Origin of the sequence: Bacillus pumilus, from assembly GCF_009937765.1 — a bacterium.
Lineage (GTDB): Bacteria > Bacillota > Bacilli > Bacillales > Bacillaceae > Bacillus > Bacillus pumilus_O.
This window is the reverse complement of sequence record NZ_CP047089.1, coordinates 567032-593039: the sequence shown is the minus strand read 5'-3', so window position 1 is coordinate 593039 and position 26008 is coordinate 567032. Positions and strand designations below refer to the sequence as shown.

The following is a 26008-nucleotide window of genomic DNA, read 5'->3' as shown; positions in this document are numbered from 1 at the left end:
GCTGAAATATGATATAATGCCGCTTTTGTGATGTGCTCTACTACAGTGGAACCACTGATATCAAGGGGTTTGTCACATCGTGTTCCATAAAAAAACATCTGGCCTCTGTACAAGGTCAGATGTGTCAAATTATAGATATTGCTGAATTAAATTCATATTTGTTGTACTGAGTTTATATTGGAAAACAGGACGTCCAATGGTCCCGTATGCCATTTCAACATCAACTACTTCGATGTCCTCAAGGAATTTCAAGTATTTTCTAATGGAGACTTGAGAGATTTCTGTATGATTCGCTAGGTCTTCGGTCGTGAAAGCCTGATGACCGAATGACTGAATACTTGTCCAGATGAGTTTGAGTGTGCTTTTGGTCAGGCCTTTTGGCAGAAGGACTTTTTCCGTCTCTGCTTTTTTATGAAAGAGCTTCGCATCTAAATCATTTTGCGAGATGCTGTTCATCGTTTGGTACAAGGCGTGTTTCCGTTTATATTCTGAGAGTGCCGATTGGAAACGTTCAAACTCAAATGGCTTGATTAAATAATCAACGGCTCCGTTTCGCATCGTTTGCTGGACCACGTCGACTTCATTTGCAGCTGAAATGACAATGACATCAACCGAATGATTTTGTTTGCGAATTTCTGATAATAATGCCAGTCCATTTTGTCCAGGCATATAAATATCGAGCAATACGAGGTGAATGGCTTCTGTTTTTAACATATCCAGTGCCTGCTGAAAAGAGGTGGCGATTCCCTTTAATTCAAAGCCCTCAATTTGGGTCAGGTAGCGTTTGTTCAGCTCCCCAACCATTGGGTCGTCTTCTACTATTAACACATTAATCATGTGAATCCTCCTTTTGTTTATACGGAATGCGGAGACTAAAGGTCGTTCCTTCTCCTTTTTCACTCGTGACAATTAGATGTCCGTTCAATTTTTTGATGCTTTGGTCAACGAAATAGAGACCGAATCCTCTGTCTTGTCCTTTCGTTGAAAAGCCTTGATCGAACATGATGTCTTGTTCTTCTTTTGTGAGACCAACACCCGTGTCTGTAATCTCAATATGAAGCTGCTCCTGAACGTATCGGAATGAGATCGAGATGTTTTTTGTCTCAGTTTGAGAAACCGCATCGAGTGCGTTATTTAACAGGTTGCCAATGACGGTAATGAGATCATGCGTCACTGCTGGGTCCTCTGAATTTGGGACTTGTGTGCTGCATATGACTTCTAAGGTCGCGCCTTGTTCCCTGATATAGCTTTGTTTTCCTAGTAAAAATCCTGCTAAAACAGAGTTTTTCACATGGTTGATGATCTCATTTGTTTCCGTCTGCTGATAGATTGCAATATCTTTGATATAAGTGCCAAGGTCATCGTAGTTTTTGAGCTGTACCAATCCTAAAATGACATGAAGCTTGTTCATGAATTCATGTGACTGGGCACGGAGGGCGTTTGCATACATTTTGACTCCGCTTAGCTGCTCCGCCAAATGTTTGACTTCTGTTTTGTCGCGGAAGGTGGCGATTGCCCCGACAATTTCACCTTTTACCGTAATCGGGACTTCATTAAAGACGAGCTCCAGTCCGTTCATTCTCACGTCGCGGTCAAGCAGCGGCTTGCGTGTATCAATGACTTGCTTTAAGCCGCTTGAAGGGAGGAGAACCTGAACATCTTGTTCTCTAGGATCAACCATAATGCCCATATTATGAAAGAGTCGTTTCGCTTCAGCATTGGCGAGCTTGATTTTACCGTGCTGATCGACGGCAAGAATCCCTTCTTTTGTTGATTCTAGCATGGCGCTTCGTTCTTTTAATAATGTAGCAATCTCATCTGGCTCTAGTCCAAACATGATTTTCTTCACTTTTCTTGCCACAATGAGTGCTCCGATGATTCCAGAAAGAAGACTGAGCGATGTGACGAAGTAGAGTGGAAGTAAGCTTTGATGAATGATCAAGTCAATTTCCTTTAACGTAATCCCTACTGCCACAGCCCCGAGCTGCTTTCCATCTTGATCATAAACCGGGACAAAAGCACGCATAGATCTGCCAAGTGTTCCAGAAGCCGTACTAATATGTTCTTTACCCTGTAATGCTGGCTCTTCATCACCGCCAGCAAACCGTTTTCCGATCTTCTGCGGATTTGGATGGGTTTTGCGAATGCCGTTCATATCCATTACGACAACGAATTCGGTTTTGGTGATTCGCTGAACACTTGTTGTATATTGACGCAGTGCTGAATACGATTGGTTTTCTTTTAATGATTTAGCTGTGATCGGAGCCTCTGCGACCATCTTGGCAGTGGAGAGGGCGATGTCACGTTCCTGCTGATGAATGTTCTTCGCTGTTTCTGACCAGATCGTAAAGAAAGTAATACAAAGGGAGATCAGGACAACAATACAAACAAAAATCGTCAGACGTGTTTGCAGTCTTAAAGTTTTTTTCACGAGTATACCCCTAACGCACGATTTTTTCGTAATAGTAATACTTTAACGGGAAAATGTAAGTTTGTGAAGGAATGTACGTGCAAAATCACAAATTTGATTTTGCTGTCAGTTTACTTTGAAAGCATCTTGTCAATCTGTTTTAAGTGAGCCATAATAAATGTGAGCTTATGAGAAAGGATCTATTTATGAAAAATACATATTTGACTGGATATTTTCCGCTGATTTCGATTTTACTATTCAGCTCTGCTTTTTCGATTTTCACAGTAGGGATTACGACTGATTTCTTGAATCAAGCAGGTATTTTAAAAGGGATGCTGGAATTCTTCTCGGAACAGGGCATCAGACTTGCTCTTTTTGCTGCTTTTGCACTTGTTTATTTTATGATTTTATCTGCCTTGAAACTGATTGCAGATACGGTATTAGAGCTGGCACTACTCTTTTTCGCGAAAGATCCTGAAGGGGAGAACTTAAAGAAAATTCGGATTGCATCCGTTGTTTATTTATTTGCTGGCTTACTTGCATTTCTACTGACGCAGCAGTTGATTCTGCTTGTCGGACTATTTGTCTTAGCAGGTCTTGTCTATTTTATCTGGGTTGTGGTTCGCATTTATCAATCGCTTTCCATGCTGAATTTAATTGGTTTTATGATGTTTATGTTGCTGTTTTGGGCCACGTTTTTAATCGGCATTTTGTACTTATTTATTAAGCTTTATAACAGTGTTATGGCAAGTCTGCCTTCATAAACAGACAAAGAAAGCATCCTCCACGATCGGAGGATGCTTTTTTTATGATAGAAACCGTTTTTGTATATCGGGTGTTGGCATCATACAAGATGTTTTTTGACCGAACCATTTGTAGCGATTTTTCGCTATCTGCTCATAAAACCAATCACGGATAGGGCGCGGAATGGCAAGGAATACATAACTCCATCTGTAGATCCCTTTTAACTGCCGCATGGCTTTTAAGATGCCTGTCGACTTCGTATAAAGGGTGCCATTTTCAATATAAATAAATGAATTGAATTCATCTAGAGGCAAACCGTTTTCTTTTAAAATGCGCTGTCCTGTCTCTGATTGTAATGAAGCAAACATCATTCGCTCATTTGGATCACGTTTAATCACAAACTGAACAGCGCCGCTGCACACGTTGCAGACACCATCAAATAAAATTAAATGGGGTGGATGTGTTGAATGCATGGCAATCAAACCTCCTGTTTATCTGGCGTATTGCATCGTATTTTTCCAAATACGTAAGTGCGGACTTGAGCTGTAAATAGATTCAACCGTTCCTCTATCTCTTCCAACCCATACACCCATTGTATATTGATCTGTCAGTCCGACAAACCAAATGTCTTTGTAGTCATTGGATGTCCCTGTTTTACCACCGATGTAAGGGGCACTGAAATTCGCTTTTTTCCCTGTCCCGCTTTTTACAACAGAGGCAAGCAATTTACGCATAGTCTCATTTGTCCGCTGAGAATACACTTGCTTCGGTGATTCTTTCCACTTGTAAAGGGTCTTACCATTTAAGTCTGTTACCTTTGTGATTGAATGACTTTGCGTGTAAGCTCCTTGATTACCAAAGACGGTATATGCGTCTGTTATTTCTAGCGGCGAGAAGCCCTTCGTAAATCCACCAAGTGCAGAAGGAAGGCGATAATCATCCGCGACGATATGTTCGAATGAGAATTTCTCTAAGTAGCTAAAGCCTTTTTTGACACCAACTGTATCCAGCATTCGGATCGCAGGAGTATTGTAAGAGTTCTTAAAGGCTGTTTCAAGTGTGACGGTTCCGTATGTTTTGTGACTATAGTTCTGCGGACAGTATCCGCTGCTGCAAAACTTGCCGGCACTGATTTTGCTTGAAGCTGTTGCACCGGTTTGGTCGATATAAGGACCATAGTCTAAAAGCGGCTTAATCGCAGAACCAGGCTGTCTTTGTGCTTGATAGGCGTAGTTGAAATCAAATTTTTTATAGTTCTTTCCGCCAGCAAGTGCGACTATTTGATGCGTTTCATGATTAATGACCGCTGATCCGCCTTCTACACCTTGGTAAGGTAATTGCGCATTAAGCTGATAGACGGCTCGTTGCTGTAAGGAAGGATCAAGTGCCGTATAAATTTTGACACCATCTTGAAGCAGGGCACTAACCTTTTCAGATAATTCTTTTTGAATGGCTTTTTTTGCACCATCTGTTTTCGCTTTCTTCAAGCGTTTTGTAAAGCCTTCCTGATCTGACACAAGATCGGTAAATTCCTCATTGGCATATGTCACATAGTCAGGGTAAAGGTTTTTCTTTTCACTTACGGACAGGCTGATTTTTTGTTTGACGGCTTTTTTGTATTGCTTTTTGGTGATCACACCGTCTTTCTCTAAAATACCAAGTAGTCGTTCTTGGCGCTTCTTTGTGTGTTTGAATTGCTTCAATGGATCATACAGTGTTGGGTTGTTTGGAATCGCAGAGATAAATGCCATCTGTGCAAGCGTTAAAGAACTAAGCGGCTTATCAAAATAGTAATTAGCCGCAGAACCGACACCGTAAACACCATTACTGAAATAAATCGTATTTAAATAGCTTTCGAGTATTTCATCTTTCGAGAATTTCCGCTCTAATTCGTAGGAATAGAGCAGCTCTGTAAACTTTCGGGTGAACGAACGTTCATGGCTTAAATATAAATTACGAGATAATTGCTGTGTGATCGTACTTGCGCCTTGACTGATGCCATGGTTTTTCACATTTGAAGCAAGGGCACGCACAACCCCCATAAAGTCAATGCCTTTATGGTCATAAAAGTTCCGATCCTCTGAGCGGAGGAACAGCTCCTTCACATGATCAGGGATTTTATCATACGTGACGAATACGCGGTTCTCATCGTTTGATACGATCTCGGAGATGAGAGAACCATCCCGATCATACATATAACTGTTTTGGGAAAAATCTATCTTTTCCAGCTTGATTTTTTGATCAAGCACTTCGTTCACAGGCTTCACACTTGCAGCTTCTTCCTTTGATAGATAAAAAGTCAGAGCAAACAATGGAATGAGGGCAGCAAGTAATAACCAACCAATTATTGCACGAAACATGAGGTCACTCACTTTCTTCAATTTTCTAGCCATATCGTACCATTCTTTTGCGAATACGAGAAGGTTATTTTTAGAAAAGAATGGGCTTGAAGTCTAGTGAATAAGGCTTCTACACAAGAAAAAAGAGTATCTGAAGTTGGTTCAGACACTCCTTTCTTTTGCCTTCGACTGTGAGCGAACCGCCCATAAAAATAATGCTCCAAACAGAAAAATTCCGGCGGTGACATAAAAGACAGCTGGAATTCCGTAATGACTCGCGACAATGCCACCAATCACCGGACCGACAACATTCCCAAGAAAACGGAAGCTAACATTGTATCCGAGCACTTCCCCTTGCATAGAGGCAGGCGCTTTGATCCGAATATACGCCGTTGTACATGGGATAATCCCGCCGAGTGCCATCCCGTATAGAAAACGGAAAAGGACTAACATCGCATAGGAATCCGCCATTGCTTGCGGGATGAATAAAATAGAGGAGAGGATCAGAAGGGCGAGCAGCACCTTGTCATGACCAATTCGATCTCCGAGATCTCCCCACTTTCGTGTAAAGAGCAAATTGCCAAGTCCAGTTGCAGAGAACGCAAGACCCGCATAAAATGCGAGATTAACAGGGCCGTGTAAATCATGAATGTATAAAGCCAAAAGAGGCTGAATGCTAAAGTTCCCTACTTGTGTAATAAACGTTAAGAGCATCGTAACGACTAGCAAAGGCTGTTTGAAAATATGAACGAGTACTTCCTTCCGTGAATAAGAAACGCGCTTCGCTTCTTTTGAACGGATGGGCTGTTCTTTCACTCCGAAAATAATCACAATGGCTGACGCATAAATGACAGCCGCTGTGAGGAAAAACGTATAAATAAATCCGACGCTGTCTGCCATGAATCCGCCCATTAATGGGCCAAACAATCCTCCGGCAACATTACTCATCTGCATCGTACCAAGGGTTTTACCCGCAGTTGCCTTTTTCGTCTGTGCAGAGATGAGTGCCATTGAAGTCGAGATAAAGCCTGTGACAAGCCCCATAAAGAGCCTCAGGGCGAATAGTTGATAAACAGTTTGCACAAGCCCCATTAATAGAATACTTGTCGCTATTCCAATCCCGTTAATAAGCAAAATCTTTTTATAGCCATGCCGGTCTCCAATTCGTCCCCAAATCGGAGAAATTAGAAAGGCCGTTAAAAACGTGACGCCAAAGACATAACCGCTCCATCTCTGGACAAATTCATTTGAATAACTGCTATCAAGAGATTCTATGTAAAGTGATAAAAAAGGGACGATCATTGTAATGCTGGCAGATACAAAAAAGTTCACAAACCACATGATGTACAAGTTTTTCTTCCTGTTTGTGATAGAGACCACCTTCTTTAAATATTTCGTGTTCCTTAATAATTATAAAGGAAAATAACCAATCTTTCATCTGATGGATAGGTTGGGCATAGTGAATCTGCATTATTTTCAAGAAAATGAAGTGATTTCAAGGTCCGTCTTAATATAATGGTATGAGAATGAAAAACTGACGAAAAAGTGAGGTGAGAATGGTGGAACAGAAGACGGTGCTTGTGGTCGATTTTGAATTTACGATGCCTGATGGAAAGTATCATCCGCAAAATTTTTTTCCTGAAATTATTGAAGCTGGAGTAGTGAAAGCGGCAAGTGAAACGATCATAGACACGTTCTCTAGCTACGTCAAACCAAAAAAGTTCCCGAAGCTGACGAAGCGATGTAAATCGTTTCTCGGTATTACGCAGCAGGATGTAGAGAGCGGAATTTCCTTTGAGGCGTTTATCGAGAAGCTTGTGTCGCTTGATGGGGGAGAGGACTGTGAGATTATTACATGGGGCAATATGGACATGAAAGTGCTGAAGCAAAACTGTATGCTCAATCATATTGGCTTTCCATTTAAGGGCAAGCTGAGGGACCTTGCCTTTGAATATAAGACCTTTTTTGGTGATCGCACACTGACGGGGCTTCGCAAGGCGGCAAAGGAATACGGCAGCGAAGGAGCTGGTAAGCATCATAAAGCACTTGATGATGCCATGACGACTTATCAGCTGTTCACCCTTTTTGAAAAAGACAGATCCTATGTGGAAAATCCGCAAACAACCAAAATTGGTGAGCTGATCGATTTCTCTCACTTTTTTGATTCGGCTGATTAGCGGGCGTCTTCTGGAAAATAATCTTTTTCGAGAGAAGATAGGCATGCCCTTGATTTTTCTGCCCATTTTGAATCATCTGCATGAAGCGCTTGTTTTAATTTTTCTACAGCTTCTTTTAGTGATACTTGATAATCTGGTATATCGCCATCATAAGGCTTCACCATATGATGAGGGATATTCGTCTGTTCACGATAGGCCAAAGCCCGTCTTTCTTGGAAAAAAGGCACGTCTGCTTCTTTTGGGTGATGCAGGTCGCCTTGAGTGGGATGTGTCAGAACGGCTTTCACTTGAACGAGATAGGCCGATGGTTTTACTGCTGTCACTTCCCCAACGTAAACACCTGTTTTATAAAATCCTTTCACAACTTGTCCAATTTGAATGTCTGTCATGTGAAATTCCTCCATTTCCTTCTCGCAGGAAGGTATTTCATTTCTTTTAGCCAATATAGTGAAGTAAACGAGCAAAAGGGGGGAATGGCGAATGCTGTCGTTCATCGCACTCTTTCTACTGTATTTTCCTGAAGATAAAAGGGAGTACATCCCAGCGGCAATCACCACGGTGATTTTCTTTATGGCTGCATTTATTTGCTTTCGTCTGATCGTTCGTGCGTCTAAGAAGCAGGAGCGAATAGATGAAAAAAAGACAAAAAAAATGGATTGATCATTTTCTTCTTGTATCTTCAGGAAACTTCACGGTAACGGTTGTACCAGACTGCAGCGAGCTTTTGAAACGAATGGTCCCATGATGATTTTCAATGATAGAAAATGTCACGGTCAGTCCAAGTCCTGTCCCTTTATTTTTTAAGGTGTAATAGGGTTCGCCAAGCTTTTTCATTTGGCTTTCTGTCATTCCTACACCGTTATCCACAAAATAAATGCATATTTTATGATTTTCTTTTGAAGCAAAAAGTTCAATTTTCCCTTCGTGTTCTGGGGCTGCTTCAATCGCATTTTTGATTAAATTAATCATGACTTGTTTGATCTTCGTTTCATCACCTTGAATGTATAAGTCTGGTTCAATGGATTGATGAATCGTGACCGATTTGAAATTCGCATAGGATGTCATCAGTGATGCACATTCCTCGAGTAATTTAGATAGGTTGAGAGATTCAATTTGATAATAATTTTGTTTCGCAATGTCAAGATAACTCGTAATAATATCCTGCGCTCTGTCTAACTCTGACAAAACGAGATTTTTATAATCTTTATTGGCAGCCGGCTCTTTTGTATTTTCACTAGAAAAGAGCAATTGAATAAAGCCTCTCACCACTGTCAGTGGATTGCGTACTTCATGGGCAACGCTTGCAGCGAGTTCACTTACAATGGTCAGCTTTTCTGATTGGACGAGCTGTGTTCTCATTTGCGCATTTTCTTTGACGAATTCAATGGAATAGATACTTAGCACGAGAAAGAATATGTAGTAAAGAGTTGAGAAAAACAACTCAAGTAACTTCTGCTGCATGATAAAGGCCGGGCTGTATTCCATTAAGCTGACCGCAAATAGTCCAATGTAAATAAAGAATCCTTTGGATAAACCGATAAGCACTCCATACATCAGCTTTTTCAGCTTCGAATATTGACGCCATTTCCGGTAAAACAGAAATGGGATGAAAAAGTAAATTGGTACGACAATGAGTCCAACCCATAAAAAAGAGCCATACATCACGAATTTGACCATGGAACTTATCAAGATAGCAACGATCCCAGCTGTGTAACCTCCGTATAAAATGGCAAGTACAAGAGGGATAGATTGAAGGCCAGTCTGCAAGTCTAAAATCGAACCAACTGGATACATAATACATAGTGCTGAAGAGATGGATGCGAATACTGTGACGAGCAGTTTATTCGTTTTTGGGAAATGAGCAGGGGTCCGGCTTAGCCATAGTGCATGATATAAAAAAATTGGAAATAGAATAAAAGATACATGGAGCAGAAAATCCTTGAACATTTCCATTTAAATGCTCTCCTCGTAAATAATTGTAATTCCTCTCATTATATCATTTCATGTACAAAGTAGATATGATAAAAGGAGGGTTTTTTTCTTTAAAAAGAACACCCGTGAGGATGTTCTTTCGATCATATAAGTCTTATTCAGATGATGGCGTAAACGCTTGATGAAGGCGTTTCAATCCTTCTTTGACTGTTGAAGCAGGGCAGCCGAGATTCATCCGAATAAAGCCATCTCCCTCGAGTCCATACACGTGACCAAGCTCTAGGATCACTTTGCCCTTTTTGAGCAAATTGCGTTTCAATTCCGCTTGACTGAATTGATAATCCCGAATGTCCATCCATAATAAATAAGAAGCATCTGGTTTCATATAACGCATGTTTGGAAGATGTTCGTCAATATAGTCCATTGCCATTTTCATATTGTTTTCGAGATAAAGAACAAGTGCATCCAGCCACTCATCCCCATGGCGGTATGCTGCTTCCATCGCAGGAATCGCAAATGCATTCAGTTTAGCCAGTCCGTTTCTTTGCATTTCATTGTTAAAAAGGGTTCTTTTTTCTTCATCGGAAATAATAATGGCTGATGCTTGGAGGCCAGCTAAATTAAATGTTTTACTTGGTGCAATGCATGTCACTGTGATATGTGCTATGTCATCAGAAAGACTAGCAAATGGCACATGCGGCTTTCCGTATAGCATTAAATCAGAATGAATCTCATCTGAAACGACTGTAACACCGTGCTTGATACAGAGGTTTCCTACTCGCTTTAATTCTTCTTTAGACCATGCTCTTCCGGACGGATTATGCGGATGACAGAGGAACATGAGCTTCGCTTCTGGTCTGCTTAATTTTTTCTCTAAATCATCAAAATCCATCACATAGCGGTTGTTTTCTATTTTTAAAGGATTGGTTGAGACTGTTCGTTCATTTCGTTCAATCATTTGATAAAAAGGTGTATACACAGGGGACTGTATGACGACTTCGTCACTTGGTTCTGTATAGGCTTGGACTGCAAAACTAAGTGCAGTGACAATCCCAGGTGTGAAGGTGACGGCTTCTGTCTGGATCGACCATCCGTGCCTTCTTTTGAGCCATTCAGCTACTGCCTGCTGCGTATCCTGATCTTGAAAAGCATAGCCAAATACACCGTGATCCAATCGCTTTTTTAATGCATCAAGGACGACCTGCGGCGCTTTAAAATCCATATCTGCTACCCACATTGGCAGCGCATCTGTTGTAAGGAATAAAGACTCTGCTTGATCCCATTTCACTGATTTTGAACCTTTACGTATGATCTGTTCGTCGAAATTCATGAAACCCACCTCTAGCCGTTTTTCAACCATTGTTGGTTGTGCTAAAATAAACATCACAAAATTTATTATAAGCGGTGATACCGATGAAAGATAGTCAAGCTGTAGAAGAGATGATTCAACTTATTAAGGCATGGGACCCTTTTCAATATGGGGAGGACTTTTATGAAACGGAGCCTGCTGACGTCATCAGTGCATTATACGACGCAGAAGACCCTTTATCTTTAGCAAAAGACATTCAAGCCATTTATCATCACTCATTTGAGCAGCTCCTGCCACTCGAGAGCTGTCAACATATAGCGAATCAGCTTTTCGTCATACGAGACAGCAGCTCCTGCACACGCTAAGACAGACTGAAATGTCCAATTTGATCAGACACAAAGACCGGATTTTCCTCAGGAACGAGGTGCCCGGTTTTTTTTAATGCATGTAAGGTCGAGTTTGGCAGGTCCTTGTGCAGCCTTTCTCCTATTTGGATCGGAACAATTCGATCTTCCTCACCCCAAATGAGTAGCACAGGTGTCTCCATTTTCTTGAGGACATCAGAGGTCAAATCCCCTTCGCGATGCCGAATCAAACGGAAAATCCCTCGGAAAATTTGATCATCAGAAAAAGGCTTTAAATATCCGTCCACCATCTCTTGATCAATAATGGAATGATCATGCACAACAGCCGTCAAATTTTTCATGATGCCTTGCTTCAAGAGCTTTCTTTTTAGATAGAGATAAAAATAAGGAATATATGTGCTGTAAACAAGTGATCTCTTTGATTTATTTAAATATCCTGAGCTGCATAAAAGGACTGCCTTTTCAAATAGGTCTGGCCGTTCAGATGCGGCGTATAAAGCAATTTGGCCGCCCATCGAATGACCCACAAGGATTGCATGCTGAATCTGTAAGTGACCAGCTAGCTCGATAATGATCTTTGCCATGTTGCGATAGCTGTAAATAAACGTATTCGACTTCTCGGACTGTCCAAATGGCGGCAGATCGATTGCGATTAAATTGAAGTCTTGTTTCAAAAGCGGGATGAGCTTTCGATAGCTGAAGGTAGAAGAGAAAAGACCATGAATTAAGATCAATGTTTTCTTCCCCTGATTTGGATAGTGCTCGTAATAGATGTCTAAACCGAATTTACTTTTCATATAAGCTGGCTGAACAATGTCCACACTCATCACTCCGATACTTGATACTCTCTCTGTTAGGTGACTGTATTGTACCCTAAAAAGTGGATTTTAAGCTATGGTTAGCATCTTTTCCCTGCTTAGCATAATGGGAAAAACGTGCTATAATGTTCAGAAGATTTTTTAAAACTAGCTTTTTACAATCTGAGGTGTGAAATCAAATGAAACTAACAGAAAAAGAAACTGAAATATTAGAGATTTTAGATGAAAACAGCCGTGCCGATTTAAATACCATTGCAAAAATGGCAGGCGTGACAACAGAAGAAGCAGAAGCGATTATTCAAAAACTTGAAGATCAAAAAGTCATTATTGATTATTCAACCATGATTGATTGGCGTAAAGTAGATGGTCACGAAGGCGTCACAGCAATGATTGATGTCAAAGTGACACCCAAAAGAGGCGTCGGATTTGATGAAATTGCTGAACGTATTTATCGCTTTCAGGAAGTGGAGTCTGTCTATCTCATGTCAGGCGTTTATGATCTATCTGTTGTGATCCGCGGAAGATCTATGTCTGATATTGCCCGCTTTGTGTCTGAAAAATTATCGACACTTGATTCCGTTGTTTCAACAACTACCCACTTTATTTTGAAAAGATATAAACATGATGGGAAAGTGTTTGAAACAGGAGACGATGACAAAAGAATCGTGGTGTCACCTTAAATGAAAAAGTCTTATTTATCTGAAACGGTACAAAGCATTCAGCCGTCAGGTATTCGGAAATTCTTTGATTTGGCAGCCACAATGGAAGGGGTTATTTCCCTTGGTGTCGGCGAGCCAGATTTCGTGACAGCTTGGAATGTCAGAGAAGCCAGTATTATGTCATTAGAACAAGGACTTACCTCTTATACGGCGAACGCAGGCTTGTTATCTTTGCGAAAAGAATTGAGCGACTATTTATATAAGCGGTTTCACATTGATTACAGTCCTGAAGAAGAACTGATTATCACAGTTGGCGGAAGTCAGGCACTTGATTTGGCATTTCGTGCGATTTTAAACAGCGGCGATGAAGTGATCATTCCAGAGCCTTGTTTCGTAGCATATGGGGCCCTTACGACACTTGCAGGCGGAGTTCCTGTCTATTTAAGTACCTCGGCTGAAAAAGATTTCAAAGCAGACTCTGCGGATCTTCGCACGAAGTTGACGCCGAAGACAAAAGCAATCCTGCTTTGTTCACCATCAAATCCAACTGGCTCTGTTTATTCAAAGGAAGAGCTTGAAGATATTGCTCAATTTGCAAAAGAGCATGACCTTCTCGTTATCACAGATGAGATTTACGCAGAGCTGACATACGATGAAGCTTTTACAAGCGTTGCGGCCATTCAAGATATGAAAGAAAGAACGATCCTGATTTCAGGCTTTTCAAAAGGGTTTGCTATGACAGGCTGGCGCTTAGGATATGTGGCAGCACCACCTGTACTACGCGATGCCATGCTGAAAATACACCAATATTCTATGATGTGCGCGCCTGCTATGGCACAATATGCAGCAGAAGAAGCGTTAAAAAATGGGCTAGAAGATGTAGAAAAAATGAAGAAAAGCTACAGAAGACGTCGGAATTTGTTTGTCGGCTCTTTGAATGAACTGGGGCTCGCATGTCACCAGCCAAACGGCGCATTTTACGCTTTCCCGTCCATTAAAAGCACGGGCATGACGTCAGAACAATTTGCTGAGGAGCTGCTCCTAAGTGAAAAAGTAGCCGTTGTCCCTGGTAATGTCTTCGGACCGAGTGGTGAAGGTCATATTCGTTGTTCTTATGCTTCGTCTCTTGACCATCTTCAGGAATCCCTTTCAAGAATTCAGCGCTTTTTGCAAGAACGACAAGTGAAAGCAGAAGCACCTGTCATTATTAAATAAAAAAAGGCATCAATCCATTTGGACTCATGCCTCTCAAATTAGGGGGGAATACTAGAAAGCATTCTTGTTTTCAGGTATTCCCCCTTTTGAACGGATCTAAACCCAATTAAAAAATATTTTGCGTAAAAGACCGTTCTGTGATATAGTTTTTAATTGCGTATAAACGAATATTAAAACATTTATTTAGGAGTTGTTATCATGGCGACAAAGTTTGAAGTAGGCAGTGTTTACACTGGTAAAGTAACAGGATTACAAGCGTATGGTGCGTTTGTTGCATTAGATGAAGAAACTCAAGGACTTGTGCATATTTCTGAAGTAACACATGGCTTTGTAAAAGACATCAACGAGCACCTTTCAATTGGTGACGAAGTACAAGTAAAAGTTCTTTCTGTTGATGAAAATGCAGGTAAAATCAGCCTTTCTATCCGTGCGACACAAGATGCACCAGAAAGAAAAGAAAGCAAGCCAAAGAAACAAAGACCACAGCAAGTGAAAGAAGAAGCTGCTGCACCACAAGGTTTCAATACACTTAAAGATAAACTTGAAGAGTGGATTGAGCAATCTAACCGTAAAGATCTGATCAAGAAATAAAAAAAGCACCGCTTCAAACGGTGCCTTAGGCTGCCTCGTATAGGCGGCCTTTTTTTATGTCTTTTTGTTTAGCGAACCTCTGGATTCGGCTCGTCGCGGCGAACAGCTTCTTCGCTTGGCTTGAACAACAGACCAAGGTTAACAAGACCTGCAATTCCAACAAGACCATAAATAATACGTGATAATGCAGAGCCTTGTCCGCCAAAGATCGCTGCTACTAAGTCAAATTGAAAAAAGCCGATTAGTCCCCAGTTAATAGCACCGATAATCGTGAGCACGAGGGCAATACGCTGAATAGCACTCATCGTGATTCCTCCTTTCGCTACAGCATCAATACATTTATATTTTGCAGATTTTTAGCCAAACTATGCGTAAGAAAATGGATTAAAGCAAATTACTTTACTTTTGGAATGATTGAGGCGCATAATGTAGCGCGAGGAGGAGATCAAATGGATCGATTTACTTATTGGAACCCAACGAAATTAATGTTTGGAAAGGGAGAAGTTTCAGCCCTTTCAGATGAACTTAAACACTACGGAAAAAACGTATTACTTGTATATGGTGGAGGCAGTATTAAACGAAACGGCCTTTATGACCAAGTTGTCAGCATTCTAAAAGAATCAGGAGCTACAATCACTGAACTTGCTGGTGTTGAGCCAAACCCGCGCTTAACAACGGTAAGAAAAGGGGTTGAGCTTTGCAAGGAGAACAACGTTGACTTTATTTTGGCAGTTGGCGGCGGAAGTGTCATTGATGCTACGAAAGCAATCGCAGCCGGAGCGAAGTACGATGGAGATGCTTGGGATATCGTGACGCGTAAACATGTCCCAATGGAAGCCATTCCGTTCGGTACGGTGTTAACACTTGCTGCAACAGGTTCTGAAATGAACTCTGGGTCAGTGATCACAAACTGGGAAACAAATGAGAAATATGGCTGGGGAAGTCCAGCAGTTTTCCCTAAATTCTCAATTCTTGATCCAGTGAACACTTTCACAGTGCCAAAAAACCATACGATTTATGGCATGGTTGATATGATGTCTCACGTGTTCGAACAATATTTCCATCACACAGAAAATACACCTTACCAAGACCGTATGTGTGAAGGGCTTCTTCGTACAGTCATCGAAACAGCACCGAAGCTGATTGGCGATCTAGAGAACTATGAGCTACGTGAAACGATCTTATTCACTGGAACCATTGCGCTCAATGGTATGCTGTCAATGGGAGCACGTGGTGACTGGGCATCTCACAACATCGAGCATGCGGTATCTGCTGTTTATGATATTCCTCATGCAGGCGGACTTGCGATCTTGTTCCCGAACTGGATGAAGCATGTCATTCAGGAAAACCCAGGCCGCTTTAAACAATTAGCGGTACGCGTATTCGATGTGGACCCTGCGGGCAAAACAGACGAAGAAGTGGGCTTAGAAGGAATCGACAAATTGTCGGCTTTCTGGACAAGTCTTGGCGCACCGAACCGTTTAGCGGACTATGATATCAACGATGAGAAAATTGATTTAATCGCAGATCGTGCAATGGCACGCGGTGAATTTGGTCAATTTAAAAAGCTAAACAAAGAAGATGTTCTAGCTATTTTGAATGCTTCTTTATAATTAAACAATGAAAAGATAATTGCTTTCGAGCAGTTATCTTTTTTGAGTTCGACGTGTACATATGTTAAAGTAGTCTTTCATGTTTTTTGGATATATACGCTGTAAGGAGATGTATCAACAGATGGAAAATTTTATTTACTATAATCCAACGAAATTAATGTTTGGAAAAGGACAACTAGAACGACTGAAAAGCGAACTCGCTCGTTATGGAAAACGAGTGTTACTTGTATATGGTGGCGGCAGCATTAAGAAAAATGGTCTATATGATAATGTGATTCGCGCATTAAATGAAGCAGAAGCTGAAGTATTTGAACTGTCAGGAGTTGAACCAAATCCGCGCCTCACTACGGTGAAAAAAGGAATCGACATCTGCCAAAATGAAAATATTGATTTCTTATTAGCTGTTGGCGGCGGCAGTGTGATTGACTGTACAAAAGCGATTGCAGCCGGTGCAGAATACGATGGAGATGTGTGGGACATTATCTCAAAGAAAACAACCGCTCAAAAGGCATTGCCGTTTGGCACAGTGCTGACACTTGCTGCAACTGGTTCAGAAATGAATCCAGACTCTGTCATCACAAACTGGGAAACAAATGAAAAATATGTGTGGGGCAGTTCCGTCACTCATCCTGCTTTTTCAATTTTAGACCCTGAGCACACGTATTCAGTGCCAGAAAACCAGACGGTGTACGGCATGGTCGATATGATGAGCCACGTTTTCGAGCAATACTTCCATAAGGTCAAAAACACGCCTTTACAGGATCGGATGTGTTTTGCTGTTCTTCAAACAGTCATTGAGACAGCACCAAAACTACTGGAAGACTTACAAAACTATGAGCACCGTGAAACGATCCTTTACGCAGGAACGATTGCTTTAAATGGTACGCTGCAAATGGGTTACTTTGGCGACTGGGCTTCCCATACGATTGAGCATGCAGTATCGGCTGTCTATGACATTCCGCATGCAGGCGGTCTTGCGATTCTCTTCCCAAACTGGATGCGTCATACACTCGATCACAATGTGGAACGCTTTAAAAATCTTATGCTGAACATGTTTGACATCGAGACAGAAGGAAAATCTGATCGTGATATCGCATTAGAAGGAATCGACAAGCTGTCAGCCTTCTGGACAAGCCTCGGTGCACCAAGTCGTCTAGCGGATTATGACATTGGGGAAGATCAGCTGGACAAAATTGCCGACATTGCGGCGAAAGAAATGGAATACGGTGGTTTTGGTAACTTTATGAAACTTGGCCGTGATGACATTCTTTCTATTTTGAAAGCTTCTTTATAATCCTTTGTGCCGTTTCTCTCTATAGAGAAACGGCTTTTTGCTATGGGAGTGACGATCACTTGATTTCAATAGCTAGTTCCGCTAAAGTGAAAGGGACAGAACTAACGTAATGGAGGGCTTACAAGCGATGACACATATTCAATTTGACTACTCAAAAGCGTTACCTTTCTTTCAAGAGCATGAGCTTACATATTTAAAAGATTTTGTGAAGGTGGCCCATCATAATATTCATGAACAAACGGGTACAGGCAGTGATTATTTAGGCTGGGTGGACTTACCGAAGCAATATGATCGCGAAGAATTTGCCCGCATTAAAAAAAGTGCAGATAAAATTAAATCAGACTCTGATGTCTTGCTTGTTGTCGGAATCGGCGGTTCATATCTCGGCGCACGTGCGGCGATTGAATTTTTGAACCACTCTTTCTATAACACGCTGCCAAAAGGCAAACGCAAGACTCCGCAAATCATCTTTATTGGAAACAACATCAGTTCTTCTTATTTAACAGATGTGATGGATCTATTAGAAGATGCAGATTTCTCTATTAACGTCATTTCAAAATCTGGTACAACAACAGAGCCAGCGATTGCGTTCCGTATCTTTAAAAAGCTCCTTATTGAAAAATACGGTGCTGAAGAAGCGAAAAAACGTATTTATGCAACAACTGACAAAGCACGCGGTGCATTGAAAACATTAGCAACAGAAGAAGGCTACGAATCATTTATCATCCCTGATGATGTAGGTGGACGCTATTCAGTCTTAACAGCAGTAGGTCTATTACCAATCGCTGTGAGCGGTGCTGACATTGATCAGATGATGGAGGGTGCGGCAAAAGCAAGCGAAGACTTCGCTTCATCTGAGCTTTCTGAAAATGCGGCATACCAATATGCTGTTGTTCGTAATGTCCTTTACAATAAAGGCAGAACGATTGAAATGCTGATTAACTATGAGCCTGGGCTACAATACTTTGCTGAATGGTGGAAACAATTATTCGGTGAAAGTGAAGGGAAAGATGAAAAAGGAATTTATCCTTCCTCTGCGAACTTCTCAACAGATCTTCATTCACTTGGTCAATATGTCCAAGAAGGAAGAAGAGACTTGTTTGAAACAATCGTGAATGTAGACAAGCCTCGTCATGAACTTGTCATTGAAGCAGAAGAACAAGACCTTGATGGCTTGAACTATCTAGCAGGAAAAACGGTTGATTTCGTTAATAAAAAAGCATTTGAAGGAACGATGCTTGCTCATACAGATGGAAAAGTACCGAATCTGATCGTCACAATTCCTGAGATGGATGCTTATACTTTCGGATATCTCGTTTACTTCTTTGAGAAAGCATGCGCGATGTCTGGATATCTACTAGGCGTCAATCCATTTGACCAACCTGGCGTAGAAGCTTATAAAGTGAATATGTTTGCTTTATTAGGAAAACCAGGCTTCGAAGAGAAAAAAGCCGAGCTTGAAAGCCGTCTGAAACAATCGTAAGAATAATTGAGGCACACCTTGTTAAAAGGTGTGCCTTTTTTATTTTCTCACGGTTCCTGTGCAAGCCTCCTCATGTTCTGTACATAGAATAATGAGTAGAGGAGGGTGAAACATGAGAACGAATCATATTTATATTCACGATATTTCTGGCCAGGCAATCGTCAACTTTGGCAATGTCGGACGCATTTGTCCTATGAGTGCTACGAAGGAAACAGCAGGTTCCGGCAGTGCGAATGAGACAAATCAATCATCCAATCAAAGCTTATTGGATGCTACTTTTTCAAACAATGTACAAATCACAAAAGGTAGATGTATGAATTCCTCTCTTTAACGAAACCTATTAGACAAAAAGGAGGGTTTCGTATGATTCATGTACCATCCAGGCTGCCTGGTGAAAGCTTCTCACTTTACCATTTAGAAGAGACGATGAAGCCGCTCGGTTATGTGATTAATGGTAACTGGGATTACGATCATGGATACTTTGATTATAAAATTGATAATCGTGATGGCTATACTTTTCTCAGAGTTCCTTTTACAGCTGAAAAAGGCCAGCTCGATCAGCCAGGCGTTGTGGTGAAACTGGGAGATCCATTTCTCTTAAAGCATGTCTATCAAGATAAGTTAGATGATCATGCGATGGTTGGAAATGTTGGCGCATCCTTTAACCAATTCCAAGAACCAAAAGAGAAAGATGGAGATGTATCAAAAGCTTATACTGAAATTGGCTTTTCACTCGTCAAGGAATTAGAAGACGCACTGCTTTAAAGGCTGATCAGTTCATCCTCAGGATGAAGCTCATAATCAAAGGGAGGATTCAACATGGGTCCTTCTTTTTTTTGTATACCGACAACGATCACATGATGCTCTAAAAAGTGATGGAGCGCTGTTAAGAATGTTTCACCGGTCAATGAAGCTGGAACTGGTATGATGGTGACCTGTTTATGCAAGGTCATATGACGTTTTTTCTGTAACGCTTTGAACTGTTCCTTTAAAAGGAGATGGTCACTAGTTTAATCTTGCTTGGAATATTTCCTTTATATGTTGATATGACAAGGTTTATTGATGATGATAAGGCTTTAATTTAAAGTCCAGTTTTGTTGCGTGGGGACGAATTGGGGACGAATTATCGAATTTGTAATAAGTTTGTTATAGCATCCGCCACCAGATCGTCTGCTCCTTCATCCGAATGTGTATACGTTTCAAGAGTTGTTTTAACATTTGTATGACCTAAGCGCTTTGAGACAGATTTAATATTAAACCCAGGTATTTTTCCGACTTGGTTTATTAACATAGTAGCATGAGTATGACGCATATCATGAAACCGAATTTTCTTAATATCGTGCCTTTTTACAAATCGACTCCACCATGTATTTAAAGAAGTAGGATGAAGTGGTTTGCCACGGTCACCACCAAACAGTAAAAGCTTATTTTTATCTTCAGGGCAACCTTCCCACAGCTCACCTAACTTCAATCTGTTCTTCTTTACTTCTCTTAATAAGATCGCTGCTTCTTTCATCACTTCTTCTGGTATTGAGATAGTTCTATATGATTTAGATTTAGGCTCTTTAAAGCGGTGTCCATACTTTTTAGTATATTGTAGGCTCTCATCAATTCGTACTTTATTCGTTTCGAATGAGAGGTCACTTTCATCAATTGCAAGTAGTTCACCGCGTCTAAAGCCACCAGTAAAAGCAAATTTGATAGCTACTCGGTGGAATAACGATGCTTTTTCATCCAAAAGTTTAAAAAGGTCTGTGATCTCTTCTTCAGTGTAGATGTCATACTCTTTATATGTTATTTTTGGTGGCTTTACATTTGCTACAGGATTTTCATTAATCAGCCGCCAATCAGCTGCCTTGCCAAAAATATCTCGTAAAATCTTATAACGAGCATGGATGCTAGAACTTGAAGCATCTGGATTTTGTTTAGTGTAATCATCCAAAAAATTAAGAATATGAATTGGTTGAACCTTCTCAATCTCCATTTCCCCAAAATATTCAAGAATTCCTGTGTTAATTATAGAGTTGTAAGTTTCAAGAGTTACCTCATCTAATGATTTAACTCCATACTTTTCAAACCAATCAGTGAGAAACAATTTAAAGGTTCTTTTTCCAGAGTTTATATAAGCACCTTCTTCATACTCCCTTTTGAATTTATACCATTCTCCTTCTAGGTATGTGTTTAGCTTTCTTTTTGACTTTAGTATTTTAGGGTCTTCAATTTTTATTAGTTTGTATTCTTTTTTTCTATTTCCTTTTGTTCCTACTTCTAAAACAAGACGGAATGATTTTTCTCCTCTTTTCTCAATACTAGGCATAGTCTACAAGCTCCTTACTTAATTTCTCTCGAATTTACATTCAAAGGCAATTTTCACTAAGTTCATTTCAAATCTTATCTATCACCCAATTGAGAATTTTTTTGCTTCTTCTCTCGTTATATTGCCTGCTTGGCTAGTCAATAATGTCACTGGGTCTTTTAAAAGATCATTAATATAGTCTGCTTCAGCACCTTTGGCAAGATAATCTATAGATACATCTAATAAAGTGCTGAGTTTAATCAGAGTAGCTATATCAGGTTCGGATTTCCCAATTTCATATTTTCCATAACCTTGAGATGTAATATCTAAAAAATTCGCCATATCACTTTGGGTATATTGTTTTTTTATTCGGGCCATTCTCAATCTGTCACCAAATGACATCATAAAGAACGTCTCACCACCTTAATATATGTATATAATCGGAATCACTTCTTCTCATTACTAGCCATTTACTACATTTTTCATCTGTGAGAATTTTTTTTGGTAGTAAAGATTTAAACGATGTTTTGCGAATTCTGGAGTTACCTTAAATATTCTAGAAAGTTGAAAAATAGCACTCTTAGGATCAGAGGATATGTCTATTCGTCTTAACATAAAAGTTGGCATACAAAAATGATATGCAAAATAATTTGCTTGTTTCTCCTGAAACATGTTCCATAATGTTTTGGTTAAATGAAAATTTGTATATGTACTAGATAGCCTAACAATATGGCAGAGTTCATGAGCAAAATCTTGCCATTGTTCTTCTTTTGTTAAGTTCTTATTTAGAAAGATACTATATAATTTATTAATCTCTACATAATGACTTTTGTCGTTAACATAATAAATCCAAATATCAAGACTATTAGCAATCCTATATCGATCCATTTGTGCAGGTTCAGTAATACCTATATTGATAAGGAATGACTCAATCCAATCTTCTAAATGACTATTTATGTACTTCAAAACACTTGTCTCCTTTCAAAGAATTACAACTCAACTGCGTTTGTTGGAAACGTATGTTCTGTTTTGAGCTGAAAAGAAAAGCCCAAAAAATGGGCGAATTATTGAGTTTTAAAAAAAAGTTTTCCTGTTGTAGAAATACTTTTATAAGCTATTAAAAATTCATCGTCTTTTTTTACTTGATTCACAATATAACCCTCAAGTGAACCTCCATTATATACTTCCCCTTTAAATTCTTTTGGCACAACAGTACCAATTTCCTCTGAATAAGGAGAACCATCACTACTAAAAAAGTCAAAGTTAAGAACTGGACTGAATAATAGAGGTTCATCATCTGTTTCAGAATCTGTCATCTTCACTTTGGCTTTCACAAGTGCCCATTCAAATCCTTTTTTAGGTTTTGAAACTGTACTATTTCTTTTATATAACTTTTCATATGCTTTATCTCCTCGGATAACCTCTTCAATATTCATTTTTAATTCAGCGGTGTATTCGTTATCTGGAGTGTTTATATAATCATTAAAATATAATGGTTCTTTAAGAGGCATAGGAGCTGTTCTTGTTCCATCCGCTTCTTTTTTCTTTTCTTTCTTTGGTGCTGAATCCCTAGACTCCTGTTTTTCTCTCTTTTCGTCTACATTAGAACCTTGTGAATTACAAGCTGTTAAAACAATTGCTAATAAAACATTAAGTAAGATAAAGATAATTCTTTTCCTTTTATTGAAATACATGTATCAAATATTAATTAAAGAGCCCTGCATTAATCACCGTCGAAGTTTTTTTGTGTATCTCCTGGTTTTCGACCTTCCTGAAGTCTTAGTGCTCTTTCAATTCTTTCGATTCTCTTTTCTATATCTGTATCACCATCACTAGCAGCTGTGGTAGCTTGTCCACTTTTAAGTAATTGTTCAGCTTTATGGCTATAATATTTACCTGTTAATAAGTAATCAATAGAAACATTAAAAAATTCAGCGAATTTTACCAGAGTAGCATAATCTGGCTCTCTGTTGTTTCGTTCATACATACTAATGGTACTTTCGGCAAGACCAAAAACACTACCCAATTTTTCTTGGGAGAGTTTTTTGTTCTTCCTTAAAATACGCAAACGATCTCCAAATTTCATATTCATCACCTAAAAGAAATAATATCACGTTTCGTGACTTTTTTGCAAAAACTTCACGAAATGTCTCGACTTTACGTTTCGTGCATTTTAATATAAAGGTACAACAACACGATATGTAAAGGAGGTATTCAAGTTGAATAAAAAGCTCATTGGCGAAAAATTGTTACTCCTCAGAAATAAGAGGCCTAGAGCAATTATAGCTACTGCTATCGGCATTAGTGAGAGTGCTTTGGCTATGTATGAATCAGGAAACAGGACTCCAAGAGATGAAATAAAAATCAAGATTGCTGCCTTTTATAACAAAACAGTACAAGAAATTTTTTTTGATTAATAACTTCACGAATCGTCTATTTTTAATTAGGAGGTAGACAGAATGCAAAGAACAGTTTTAACACCATCTGAAGCAGCTAAGTTCTTAGGAATTCATAAGGAAACGGTTTATATCATGTGTAGAAAAAAACGTCTCCCTCACTTTCGAGTAGGAAAGAAAATTTACTTTCGGATTGATTCCCTGAATGAGTGGATCAACAAGCAAATCAATGAAAGTGTTCAACCACAGGAAGCAGAAGAAGCATAATCACTTCATAGCTTACAGCATCTTCTATTTATTGCCTGTTCCAAATTGGAACATGTTCTAGATAGGAACATTGAAGCTATAAAGATATTCATAATTACTCCTGAAAGGAGAAACAAAAATGTATAACCCATATGATTTTTACATTACACCGAAAGAATTTGCAGAAGCAGAGGCAAACGGAATATGTAAGAAAACACTCATTTGGCGAATACGCCGGCAAGGTTGGAGTAAACAGCGAGCATTAACCGAGCGGGTTCAGTTTCAAGACAGAGAAAGAGGCAGAGTGGAATGGAGTAAATGGGGTAAGATTGCTGAGAAAAATGGCGTTTCGAGATCCATCTTTACTGGAAGGCTGAGGTTAGGATGGGATAGCGATAAGGCAGCAAATACACCAAAGATAGATCCACACGAACAGGCGAAGAGATTGAGTGATTTTTCTCCAAGAACCAAGCGTCGTAAATTCTCGGAAGATCTTGTCAAGTTAGCTGAATCAAATGGTATTAGTTACAGCAACTTGCAACAACGAGTGAGTATTAGTGGTTGGGACCCATATACCGCAGCAACCACACCAGTGATGTCTCCGGGAGAAGTGCGGAAAAAGGGACGTGAAGCTTTCCGGCAAAAATATGGGTCAAAACCGAATGCTGTTTTCTTCACGAAAAAGAAAGTTGAAAGAGAAGCCTAATCTCTTTAAAGAGTGAAAGGGGGTGGGGAGGTTGTGAAGTTGGGTGTGGTGCTTCGTAAAGCGCGATTGCAGGCAGGCATTTCCCAAGAGAAGTTAGCGGAAATGCTTAGCCGATCTCGTAGCTGCATATCGAAGATCGAAAATGATCAGAAGGTACTTGATGTACCTACATATGTACGGTGGATGGAAGCCACAAACGCTAAAGAAGCAATGATAGCTACATTATGCGGGATTGATCCACTGGCTGTCACACAGCAAATAACGGCCATCATGGCTTTGTTCGGAGGATGAAATGAAGAAACGAAATTCGATTTTCAAGAGTATTGATCATGAAGGGATAACAGCTGAAATGATCTGTATTGAACAACTACAAAAAAGATTAATGAAAGCACTAGAGAGTGCTGATATCGCTTCGGCATTAGCAGCTCACAAAGATATTGCTAAATCATTAAACCAAATTCAGCGTTACGAAAGCCAGGCTAAAGTTCATTTATTAAAACAGGCTGCAAGTATTACAAAAATCAAATATCCAAAATCACTAAAAAACAAAATGAAAGGGTTGGTTTAAATGAAATACATGTTCACTGCGAGCAAATTGATGAAGGGTAAGGAAGTTAAGGAAATGTGTAAGTTGCGTGATAACGAGGCTGTGAAGATCTCTAATTTTCAAACTGAAACCCTTTTAAAGTCTCAATTAGGTTTAGGACAACGAAAAAAGCAGCAAGCTCCAACACTCACTGCTTAAATCGAATATCGAAATGATCGAATTTATTATATCGCTCTTTAAAGAATACGACAAGTTTTATTCTTGTCGTCCGGCTTGCGGATGGACAATGCGCACACCCCCCATCCCCTCAAATCATGCACCATCCGCAGTCGGACGATGCGAATAAGCATCAATAAATCATAGGAGGACGAACACTATGTTTTTTGATAAAGCGGTTATTCAACCATTCAGTGATCACACTGGTGATCAAGTCAGACTATCTAAAGTTAATGGGTCCATTCTCAAGGATGATAAGGGAAGTCCACATTTCTATTTTCCTAATCAAGAGGCGTTTGAGAAGTTTAAAAAGCTCAAAGCCGATGCGATCCGAAGAAAGGTAGGGGTAATAGCATGAACATTGAACATCCAATGATTACACAGATAAATGCTACTGGATACCCAAGAGGCATTGAAGTTGTCGATGTTGTTGGAACTGACTACTTCGGGGATGAGATCTTCTCTAATGATGAATACGTCGTTGATGAGAATGTTGGGGAACTGATTCTGCTGGATAATTTGAATCGTTACTTGAAGGAACAACTCGATTTTACCTTTGTGAATGCAAAATAAAAAGGTTCACTCCCACAAGTGAACCAATTACAAGAAAAAGAAAATAAAAGTGTCAACCCCTATTATAGCAGGTTGGCAC

36 protein-coding genes are annotated in these 26008 nt (G+C 39.9%); 20 read left to right on the top strand and 16 right to left on the bottom strand.

All coding sequences use genetic code 11. The features are described 5' to 3' along the window. Nucleotides 1–129: 129 nt before the first annotated feature. Nucleotides 130–837: a response regulator gene (locus GPS65_RS02955; protein WP_012011095.1), complete on the bottom strand. Its 708-nt coding sequence runs from the start codon at nt 835–837 to the stop codon at nt 130–132. Next, on the bottom strand, nt 830–2431 hold the full coding sequence (gene malK, locus GPS65_RS02950; protein ID WP_088000875.1) for a malate sensor histidine kinase MalK: 1602 nt from the start codon (nt 2429–2431) through the stop codon (nt 830–832). The genes GPS65_RS02955 and malK overlap by 8 nt, the downstream gene beginning before the upstream one ends. 185 nt (nt 2432–2616) lie before the next feature. Between malK and GPS65_RS02945 the strand changes: the two genes are divergently transcribed. Then, complete coding sequence (locus GPS65_RS02945; RefSeq protein WP_119125301.1) at nt 2617–3174, top strand: YufK family protein; 558 nt, start codon at nt 2617–2619, stop codon at nt 3172–3174. A gap of 42 nt (nt 3175–3216) precedes the next feature. Here the strand turns inward: GPS65_RS02945 and GPS65_RS02940 are convergent, their stop codons facing one another. The 3 genes from GPS65_RS02940 to GPS65_RS02930 all read right to left on the bottom strand — a co-directional run bounded on the left by GPS65_RS02940 (nt 3217) and on the right by GPS65_RS02930 (nt 6834). After that, nucleotides 3217–3627: a thiol-disulfide oxidoreductase DCC family protein gene (locus GPS65_RS02940; RefSeq protein WP_119125300.1), complete on the bottom strand. Its 411-nt coding sequence runs from the start codon at nt 3625–3627 to the stop codon at nt 3217–3219. 18 nt (nt 3628–3645) lie between these two features. Then, nucleotides 3646–5547, bottom strand: a complete 1902-nt coding sequence (locus GPS65_RS02935; RefSeq protein WP_012011091.1) for a transglycosylase domain-containing protein — start codon at nt 5545–5547, stop codon at nt 3646–3648. Nucleotides 5548–5655: 108 nt separating this feature from the next. After that, complete coding sequence (locus tag GPS65_RS02930) at nt 5656–6834, bottom strand: MFS transporter (RefSeq protein WP_222434072.1); 1179 nt, start codon at nt 6832–6834, stop codon at nt 5656–5658. 218 nt (nt 6835–7052) lie between these two features. Here GPS65_RS02930 and kapD point away from each other — a divergent pair, with 218 nt between their 5' ends. Beyond that, nucleotides 7053–7670, top strand: coding sequence for a 3'-5' exonuclease KapD (gene kapD, locus GPS65_RS02925; protein WP_041816319.1), 618 nt, complete (start codon nt 7053–7055; stop codon nt 7668–7670). On the opposite strand, the gene kapB is transcribed toward kapD, so the two are convergent. Continuing rightward, nucleotides 7667–8059 (bottom strand): kinase-associated lipoprotein KapB, encoded by a 393-nt coding sequence (gene kapB / locus GPS65_RS02920; RefSeq protein WP_012011088.1) that lies wholly within the window; start codon nt 8057–8059, stop codon nt 7667–7669. The genes kapD and kapB overlap by 4 nt on opposite strands. A 91-nt stretch (nt 8060–8150) precedes the next feature. Here kapB and GPS65_RS02915 point away from each other — a divergent pair, with 91 nt between their 5' ends. Then, on the top strand, nt 8151–8330 hold the full coding sequence (locus GPS65_RS02915; protein WP_003213469.1) for a hypothetical protein: 180 nt from the start codon (nt 8151–8153) through the stop codon (nt 8328–8330). Here GPS65_RS02915 and GPS65_RS02910 read toward each other — a convergent pair whose 3' ends face one another. Further along, nucleotides 8331–9623: an ATP-binding protein gene (locus GPS65_RS02910; RefSeq protein ID WP_012011087.1), complete on the bottom strand. Its 1293-nt coding sequence runs from the start codon at nt 9621–9623 to the stop codon at nt 8331–8333. It lies immediately after the preceding gene. Between the two features lie 133 nt (nt 9624–9756). Beyond that, complete coding sequence (locus GPS65_RS02905) at nt 9757–10932, bottom strand: MalY/PatB family protein (protein WP_012011086.1); 1176 nt, start codon at nt 10930–10932, stop codon at nt 9757–9759. Nucleotides 10933–11015: 83 nt separating this feature from the next. On the opposite strand from GPS65_RS02905, the gene GPS65_RS02900 reads away from it, so the two are divergent. Beyond that, nucleotides 11016–11276: a YugE family protein gene (locus GPS65_RS02900; protein ID WP_012011085.1), complete on the top strand. Its 261-nt coding sequence runs from the start codon at nt 11016–11018 to the stop codon at nt 11274–11276. Here GPS65_RS02900 and GPS65_RS02895 read toward each other — a convergent pair. Beyond that, nucleotides 11273–12097, bottom strand: a complete 825-nt coding sequence (locus GPS65_RS02895; RefSeq protein WP_088000888.1) for an alpha/beta fold hydrolase — start codon at nt 12095–12097, stop codon at nt 11273–11275. The two genes, GPS65_RS02900 and GPS65_RS02895, sit on opposite strands and share 4 nt — an antisense overlap. A 176-nt stretch (nt 12098–12273) precedes the next feature. Here GPS65_RS02895 and GPS65_RS02890 point away from each other — a divergent pair, with 176 nt between their 5' ends. The 3 genes from GPS65_RS02890 (at nt 12274) to yugI (ending at nt 14559) form a co-directional block, all read left to right on the top strand. Beyond that, nucleotides 12274–12774 (top strand): Lrp/AsnC family transcriptional regulator, encoded by a 501-nt coding sequence (locus GPS65_RS02890; RefSeq protein ID WP_003213765.1) that lies wholly within the window; start codon nt 12274–12276, stop codon nt 12772–12774. Beyond that, nucleotides 12775–13968, top strand: coding sequence for an aminotransferase (locus GPS65_RS02885; RefSeq protein WP_012011083.1), 1194 nt, complete (start codon nt 12775–12777; stop codon nt 13966–13968). It abuts the gene before it with no gap. Nucleotides 13969–14166: 198 nt separating this feature from the next. Beyond that, a complete protein-coding gene (gene yugI, locus GPS65_RS02880) occupies nt 14167–14559 on the top strand; it encodes a S1 domain-containing post-transcriptional regulator GSP13 (RefSeq protein ID WP_007500519.1) in 393 nt (130 codons plus the stop codon). Between the two features lie 68 nt (nt 14560–14627). On the opposite strand, the gene GPS65_RS02875 is transcribed toward yugI, so the two are convergent. Continuing rightward, entirely contained in the window at nt 14628–14864 is a 237-nt protein-coding gene (locus GPS65_RS02875) for a DUF378 domain-containing protein (protein WP_003212952.1), read from the bottom strand. A 144-nt stretch (nt 14865–15008) separates the two neighbouring features. Between GPS65_RS02875 and GPS65_RS02870 the strand changes: the two genes are divergently transcribed. The 5 genes from GPS65_RS02870 to GPS65_RS02850 all read left to right on the top strand — a co-directional run bounded on the left by GPS65_RS02870 (nt 15009) and on the right by GPS65_RS02850 (nt 19714). After that, a complete protein-coding gene (locus GPS65_RS02870) occupies nt 15009–16172 on the top strand; it encodes an iron-containing alcohol dehydrogenase (RefSeq protein ID WP_012011082.1) in 1164 nt (387 codons plus the stop codon). A gap of 121 nt (nt 16173–16293) precedes the next feature. Beyond that, complete coding sequence (locus tag GPS65_RS02865) at nt 16294–17466, top strand: iron-containing alcohol dehydrogenase (protein WP_119125299.1); 1173 nt, start codon at nt 16294–16296, stop codon at nt 17464–17466. A gap of 127 nt (nt 17467–17593) precedes the next feature. After that, a complete protein-coding gene (locus GPS65_RS02860) occupies nt 17594–18949 on the top strand; it encodes a glucose-6-phosphate isomerase (protein WP_012011080.1) in 1356 nt (451 codons plus the stop codon). A gap of 112 nt (nt 18950–19061) precedes the next feature. Further along, the gene (locus GPS65_RS02855) at nt 19062–19280 is read left to right on the top strand and encodes a spore germination protein (RefSeq protein ID WP_012011079.1); all 219 of its coding nucleotides are present in this window, start codon (nt 19062–19064) and stop codon (nt 19278–19280) included. A 32-nt stretch (nt 19281–19312) separates the two neighbouring features. Continuing rightward, a complete protein-coding gene (locus GPS65_RS02850) occupies nt 19313–19714 on the top strand; it encodes a YugN-like family protein (RefSeq protein ID WP_012011078.1) in 402 nt (133 codons plus the stop codon). On the opposite strand, the gene GPS65_RS02845 is transcribed toward GPS65_RS02850, so the two are convergent. From GPS65_RS02845 to GPS65_RS02820, 6 genes are all read right to left on the bottom strand, one after another. Further along, on the bottom strand, nt 19711–19902 hold the full coding sequence (locus GPS65_RS02845) for a hypothetical protein (protein WP_238389132.1): 192 nt from the start codon (nt 19900–19902) through the stop codon (nt 19711–19713). The genes GPS65_RS02850 and GPS65_RS02845 overlap by 4 nt on opposite strands. Nucleotides 19903–20072: 170 nt before the next feature. After that, entirely contained in the window at nt 20073–21266 is a 1194-nt protein-coding gene (locus GPS65_RS02840) for a tyrosine-type recombinase/integrase (protein ID WP_144456353.1), read from the bottom strand. Nucleotides 21267–21347: 81 nt separating this feature from the next. Then, nucleotides 21348–21650 carry a helix-turn-helix domain-containing protein gene (locus GPS65_RS02835; RefSeq protein ID WP_238389131.1) on the bottom strand — a complete coding sequence of 101 codons (303 nt, stop codon included), beginning with the start codon at nt 21648–21650 and terminating at the stop codon, nt 21348–21350. 57 nt (nt 21651–21707) lie between these two features. Further along, a complete protein-coding gene (locus GPS65_RS02830; protein ID WP_144456351.1) occupies nt 21708–22211 on the bottom strand; it encodes an ImmA/IrrE family metallo-endopeptidase in 504 nt (167 codons plus the stop codon). Between the two features lie 98 nt (nt 22212–22309). Beyond that, complete coding sequence (locus GPS65_RS02825) at nt 22310–22939, bottom strand: hypothetical protein (protein WP_161985336.1); 630 nt, start codon at nt 22937–22939, stop codon at nt 22310–22312. Nucleotides 22940–22968: 29 nt separating this feature from the next. After that, complete coding sequence (locus tag GPS65_RS02820) at nt 22969–23331, bottom strand: helix-turn-helix domain-containing protein (RefSeq protein WP_144456347.1); 363 nt, start codon at nt 23329–23331, stop codon at nt 22969–22971. A 133-nt stretch (nt 23332–23464) separates the two neighbouring features. Here GPS65_RS02820 and GPS65_RS02815 point away from each other — a divergent pair, with 133 nt between their 5' ends. The 8 genes from GPS65_RS02815 (at nt 23465) to GPS65_RS02785 (ending at nt 25929) form a co-directional block, all read left to right on the top strand. Further along, nucleotides 23465–23662: a helix-turn-helix transcriptional regulator gene (locus tag GPS65_RS02815; RefSeq protein ID WP_144456345.1), complete on the top strand. Its 198-nt coding sequence runs from the start codon at nt 23465–23467 to the stop codon at nt 23660–23662. A gap of 42 nt (nt 23663–23704) precedes the next feature. Beyond that, nucleotides 23705–23908, top strand: coding sequence for a helix-turn-helix domain-containing protein (locus GPS65_RS02810; protein ID WP_144456343.1), 204 nt, complete (start codon nt 23705–23707; stop codon nt 23906–23908). Between the two features lie 118 nt (nt 23909–24026). Next, a complete protein-coding gene (locus tag GPS65_RS02805; protein ID WP_161985335.1) occupies nt 24027–24593 on the top strand; it encodes a hypothetical protein in 567 nt (188 codons plus the stop codon). 33 nt (nt 24594–24626) lie between these two features. Further along, nucleotides 24627–24884: a helix-turn-helix domain-containing protein gene (locus GPS65_RS02800; RefSeq protein ID WP_224558650.1), complete on the top strand. Its 258-nt coding sequence runs from the start codon at nt 24627–24629 to the stop codon at nt 24882–24884. A 1-nt stretch (nt 24885) separates the two neighbouring features. Beyond that, the gene (locus GPS65_RS02795; protein WP_161985334.1) at nt 24886–25161 is read left to right on the top strand and encodes a hypothetical protein; all 276 of its coding nucleotides are present in this window, start codon (nt 24886–24888) and stop codon (nt 25159–25161) included. Nucleotides 25162–25215: 54 nt separating this feature from the next. Then, nucleotides 25216–25338, top strand: coding sequence for a hypothetical protein (locus tag GPS65_RS19605; RefSeq protein WP_274379580.1), 123 nt, complete (start codon nt 25216–25218; stop codon nt 25336–25338). Between the two features lie 178 nt (nt 25339–25516). After that, entirely contained in the window at nt 25517–25714 is a 198-nt protein-coding gene (locus GPS65_RS02790) for a hypothetical protein (RefSeq protein WP_161985333.1), read from the top strand. Continuing rightward, nucleotides 25711–25929 carry a YqaI family protein gene (locus GPS65_RS02785; protein WP_144500326.1) on the top strand — a complete coding sequence of 73 codons (219 nt, stop codon included), beginning with the start codon at nt 25711–25713 and terminating at the stop codon, nt 25927–25929. Before GPS65_RS02790 ends, GPS65_RS02785 begins: the two co-directional genes overlap by 4 nt. Nucleotides 25930–26008 lie beyond the last annotated feature (79 nt).

Bases quoted from the DNA above. Each gene is read 5' to 3' on its own strand.
- GPS65_RS02955 (WP_012011095.1), bottom strand. From the start codon at position 837: ATGATTAATGTGTTAATAGTAGAAGACGACCCAATGGTTGGGGAGCTG.
- GPS65_RS02945 (WP_119125301.1), top strand. From the start codon at position 2,617: ATGAAAAATACATATTTGACTGGATATTTTCCGCTGATTTCGATTTTA.
- GPS65_RS02940 (WP_119125300.1), bottom strand. From the start codon at position 3,627: ATGCATTCAACACATCCACCCCATTTAATTTTATTTGATGGTGTCTGC.
- GPS65_RS02935 (WP_012011091.1), bottom strand. From the start codon at position 5,547: ATGGCTAGAAAATTGAAGAAAGTGAGTGACCTCATGTTTCGTGCAATA.
- GPS65_RS02930 (WP_222434072.1), bottom strand. From the start codon at position 6,834: ATGTGGTTTGTGAACTTTTTTGTATCTGCCAGCATTACAATGATCGTC.
- kapB (WP_012011088.1), bottom strand. From the start codon at position 8,059: ATGACAGACATTCAAATTGGACAAGTTGTGAAAGGATTTTATAAAACA.
- GPS65_RS02915 (WP_003213469.1), top strand. From the start codon at position 8,151: ATGCTGTCGTTCATCGCACTCTTTCTACTGTATTTTCCTGAAGATAAA.
- GPS65_RS02910 (WP_012011087.1), bottom strand. From the start codon at position 9,623: ATGGAAATGTTCAAGGATTTTCTGCTCCATGTATCTTTTATTCTATTT.
- GPS65_RS02905 (WP_012011086.1), bottom strand. From the start codon at position 10,932: ATGAATTTCGACGAACAGATCATACGTAAAGGTTCAAAATCAGTGAAA.
- GPS65_RS02900 (WP_012011085.1), top strand. From the start codon at position 11,016: ATGAAAGATAGTCAAGCTGTAGAAGAGATGATTCAACTTATTAAGGCA.
- GPS65_RS02890 (WP_003213765.1), top strand. From the start codon at position 12,274: ATGAAACTAACAGAAAAAGAAACTGAAATATTAGAGATTTTAGATGAA.
- GPS65_RS02885 (WP_012011083.1), top strand. From the start codon at position 12,775: ATGAAAAAGTCTTATTTATCTGAAACGGTACAAAGCATTCAGCCGTCA.
- yugI (WP_007500519.1), top strand. From the start codon at position 14,167: ATGGCGACAAAGTTTGAAGTAGGCAGTGTTTACACTGGTAAAGTAACA.
- GPS65_RS02875 (WP_003212952.1), bottom strand. From the start codon at position 14,864: ATGAGTGCTATTCAGCGTATTGCCCTCGTGCTCACGATTATCGGTGCT.
- GPS65_RS02870 (WP_012011082.1), top strand. From the start codon at position 15,009: ATGGATCGATTTACTTATTGGAACCCAACGAAATTAATGTTTGGAAAG.
- GPS65_RS02865 (WP_119125299.1), top strand. From the start codon at position 16,294: ATGGAAAATTTTATTTACTATAATCCAACGAAATTAATGTTTGGAAAA.
- GPS65_RS02860 (WP_012011080.1), top strand. From the start codon at position 17,594: ATGACACATATTCAATTTGACTACTCAAAAGCGTTACCTTTCTTTCAA.
- GPS65_RS02855 (WP_012011079.1), top strand. From the start codon at position 19,062: ATGAGAACGAATCATATTTATATTCACGATATTTCTGGCCAGGCAATC.
- GPS65_RS02850 (WP_012011078.1), top strand. From the start codon at position 19,313: ATGATTCATGTACCATCCAGGCTGCCTGGTGAAAGCTTCTCACTTTAC.
- GPS65_RS02845 (WP_238389132.1), bottom strand. From the start codon at position 19,902: ATGACCTTGCATAAACAGGTCACCATCATACCAGTTCCAGCTTCATTG.
- GPS65_RS02840 (WP_144456353.1), bottom strand. From the start codon at position 21,266: ATGCCTAGTATTGAGAAAAGAGGAGAAAAATCATTCCGTCTTGTTTTA.
- GPS65_RS02835 (WP_238389131.1), bottom strand. From the start codon at position 21,650: ATGATGTCATTTGGTGACAGATTGAGAATGGCCCGAATAAAAAAACAA.
- GPS65_RS02825 (WP_161985336.1), bottom strand. From the start codon at position 22,939: ATGTATTTCAATAAAAGGAAAAGAATTATCTTTATCTTACTTAATGTT.
- GPS65_RS02820 (WP_144456347.1), bottom strand. From the start codon at position 23,331: ATGAAATTTGGAGATCGTTTGCGTATTTTAAGGAAGAACAAAAAACTC.
- GPS65_RS02810 (WP_144456343.1), top strand. From the start codon at position 23,705: ATGCAAAGAACAGTTTTAACACCATCTGAAGCAGCTAAGTTCTTAGGA.
- GPS65_RS02805 (WP_161985335.1), top strand. From the start codon at position 24,027: ATGTATAACCCATATGATTTTTACATTACACCGAAAGAATTTGCAGAA.
- GPS65_RS02795 (WP_161985334.1), top strand. From the start codon at position 24,886: ATGAAGAAACGAAATTCGATTTTCAAGAGTATTGATCATGAAGGGATA.
- GPS65_RS19605 (WP_274379580.1), top strand. From the start codon at position 25,216: ATGTGTAAGTTGCGTGATAACGAGGCTGTGAAGATCTCTAATTTTCAA.
- GPS65_RS02790 (WP_161985333.1), top strand. From the start codon at position 25,517: ATGTTTTTTGATAAAGCGGTTATTCAACCATTCAGTGATCACACTGGT.
- GPS65_RS02785 (WP_144500326.1), top strand. From the start codon at position 25,711: ATGAACATTGAACATCCAATGATTACACAGATAAATGCTACTGGATAC.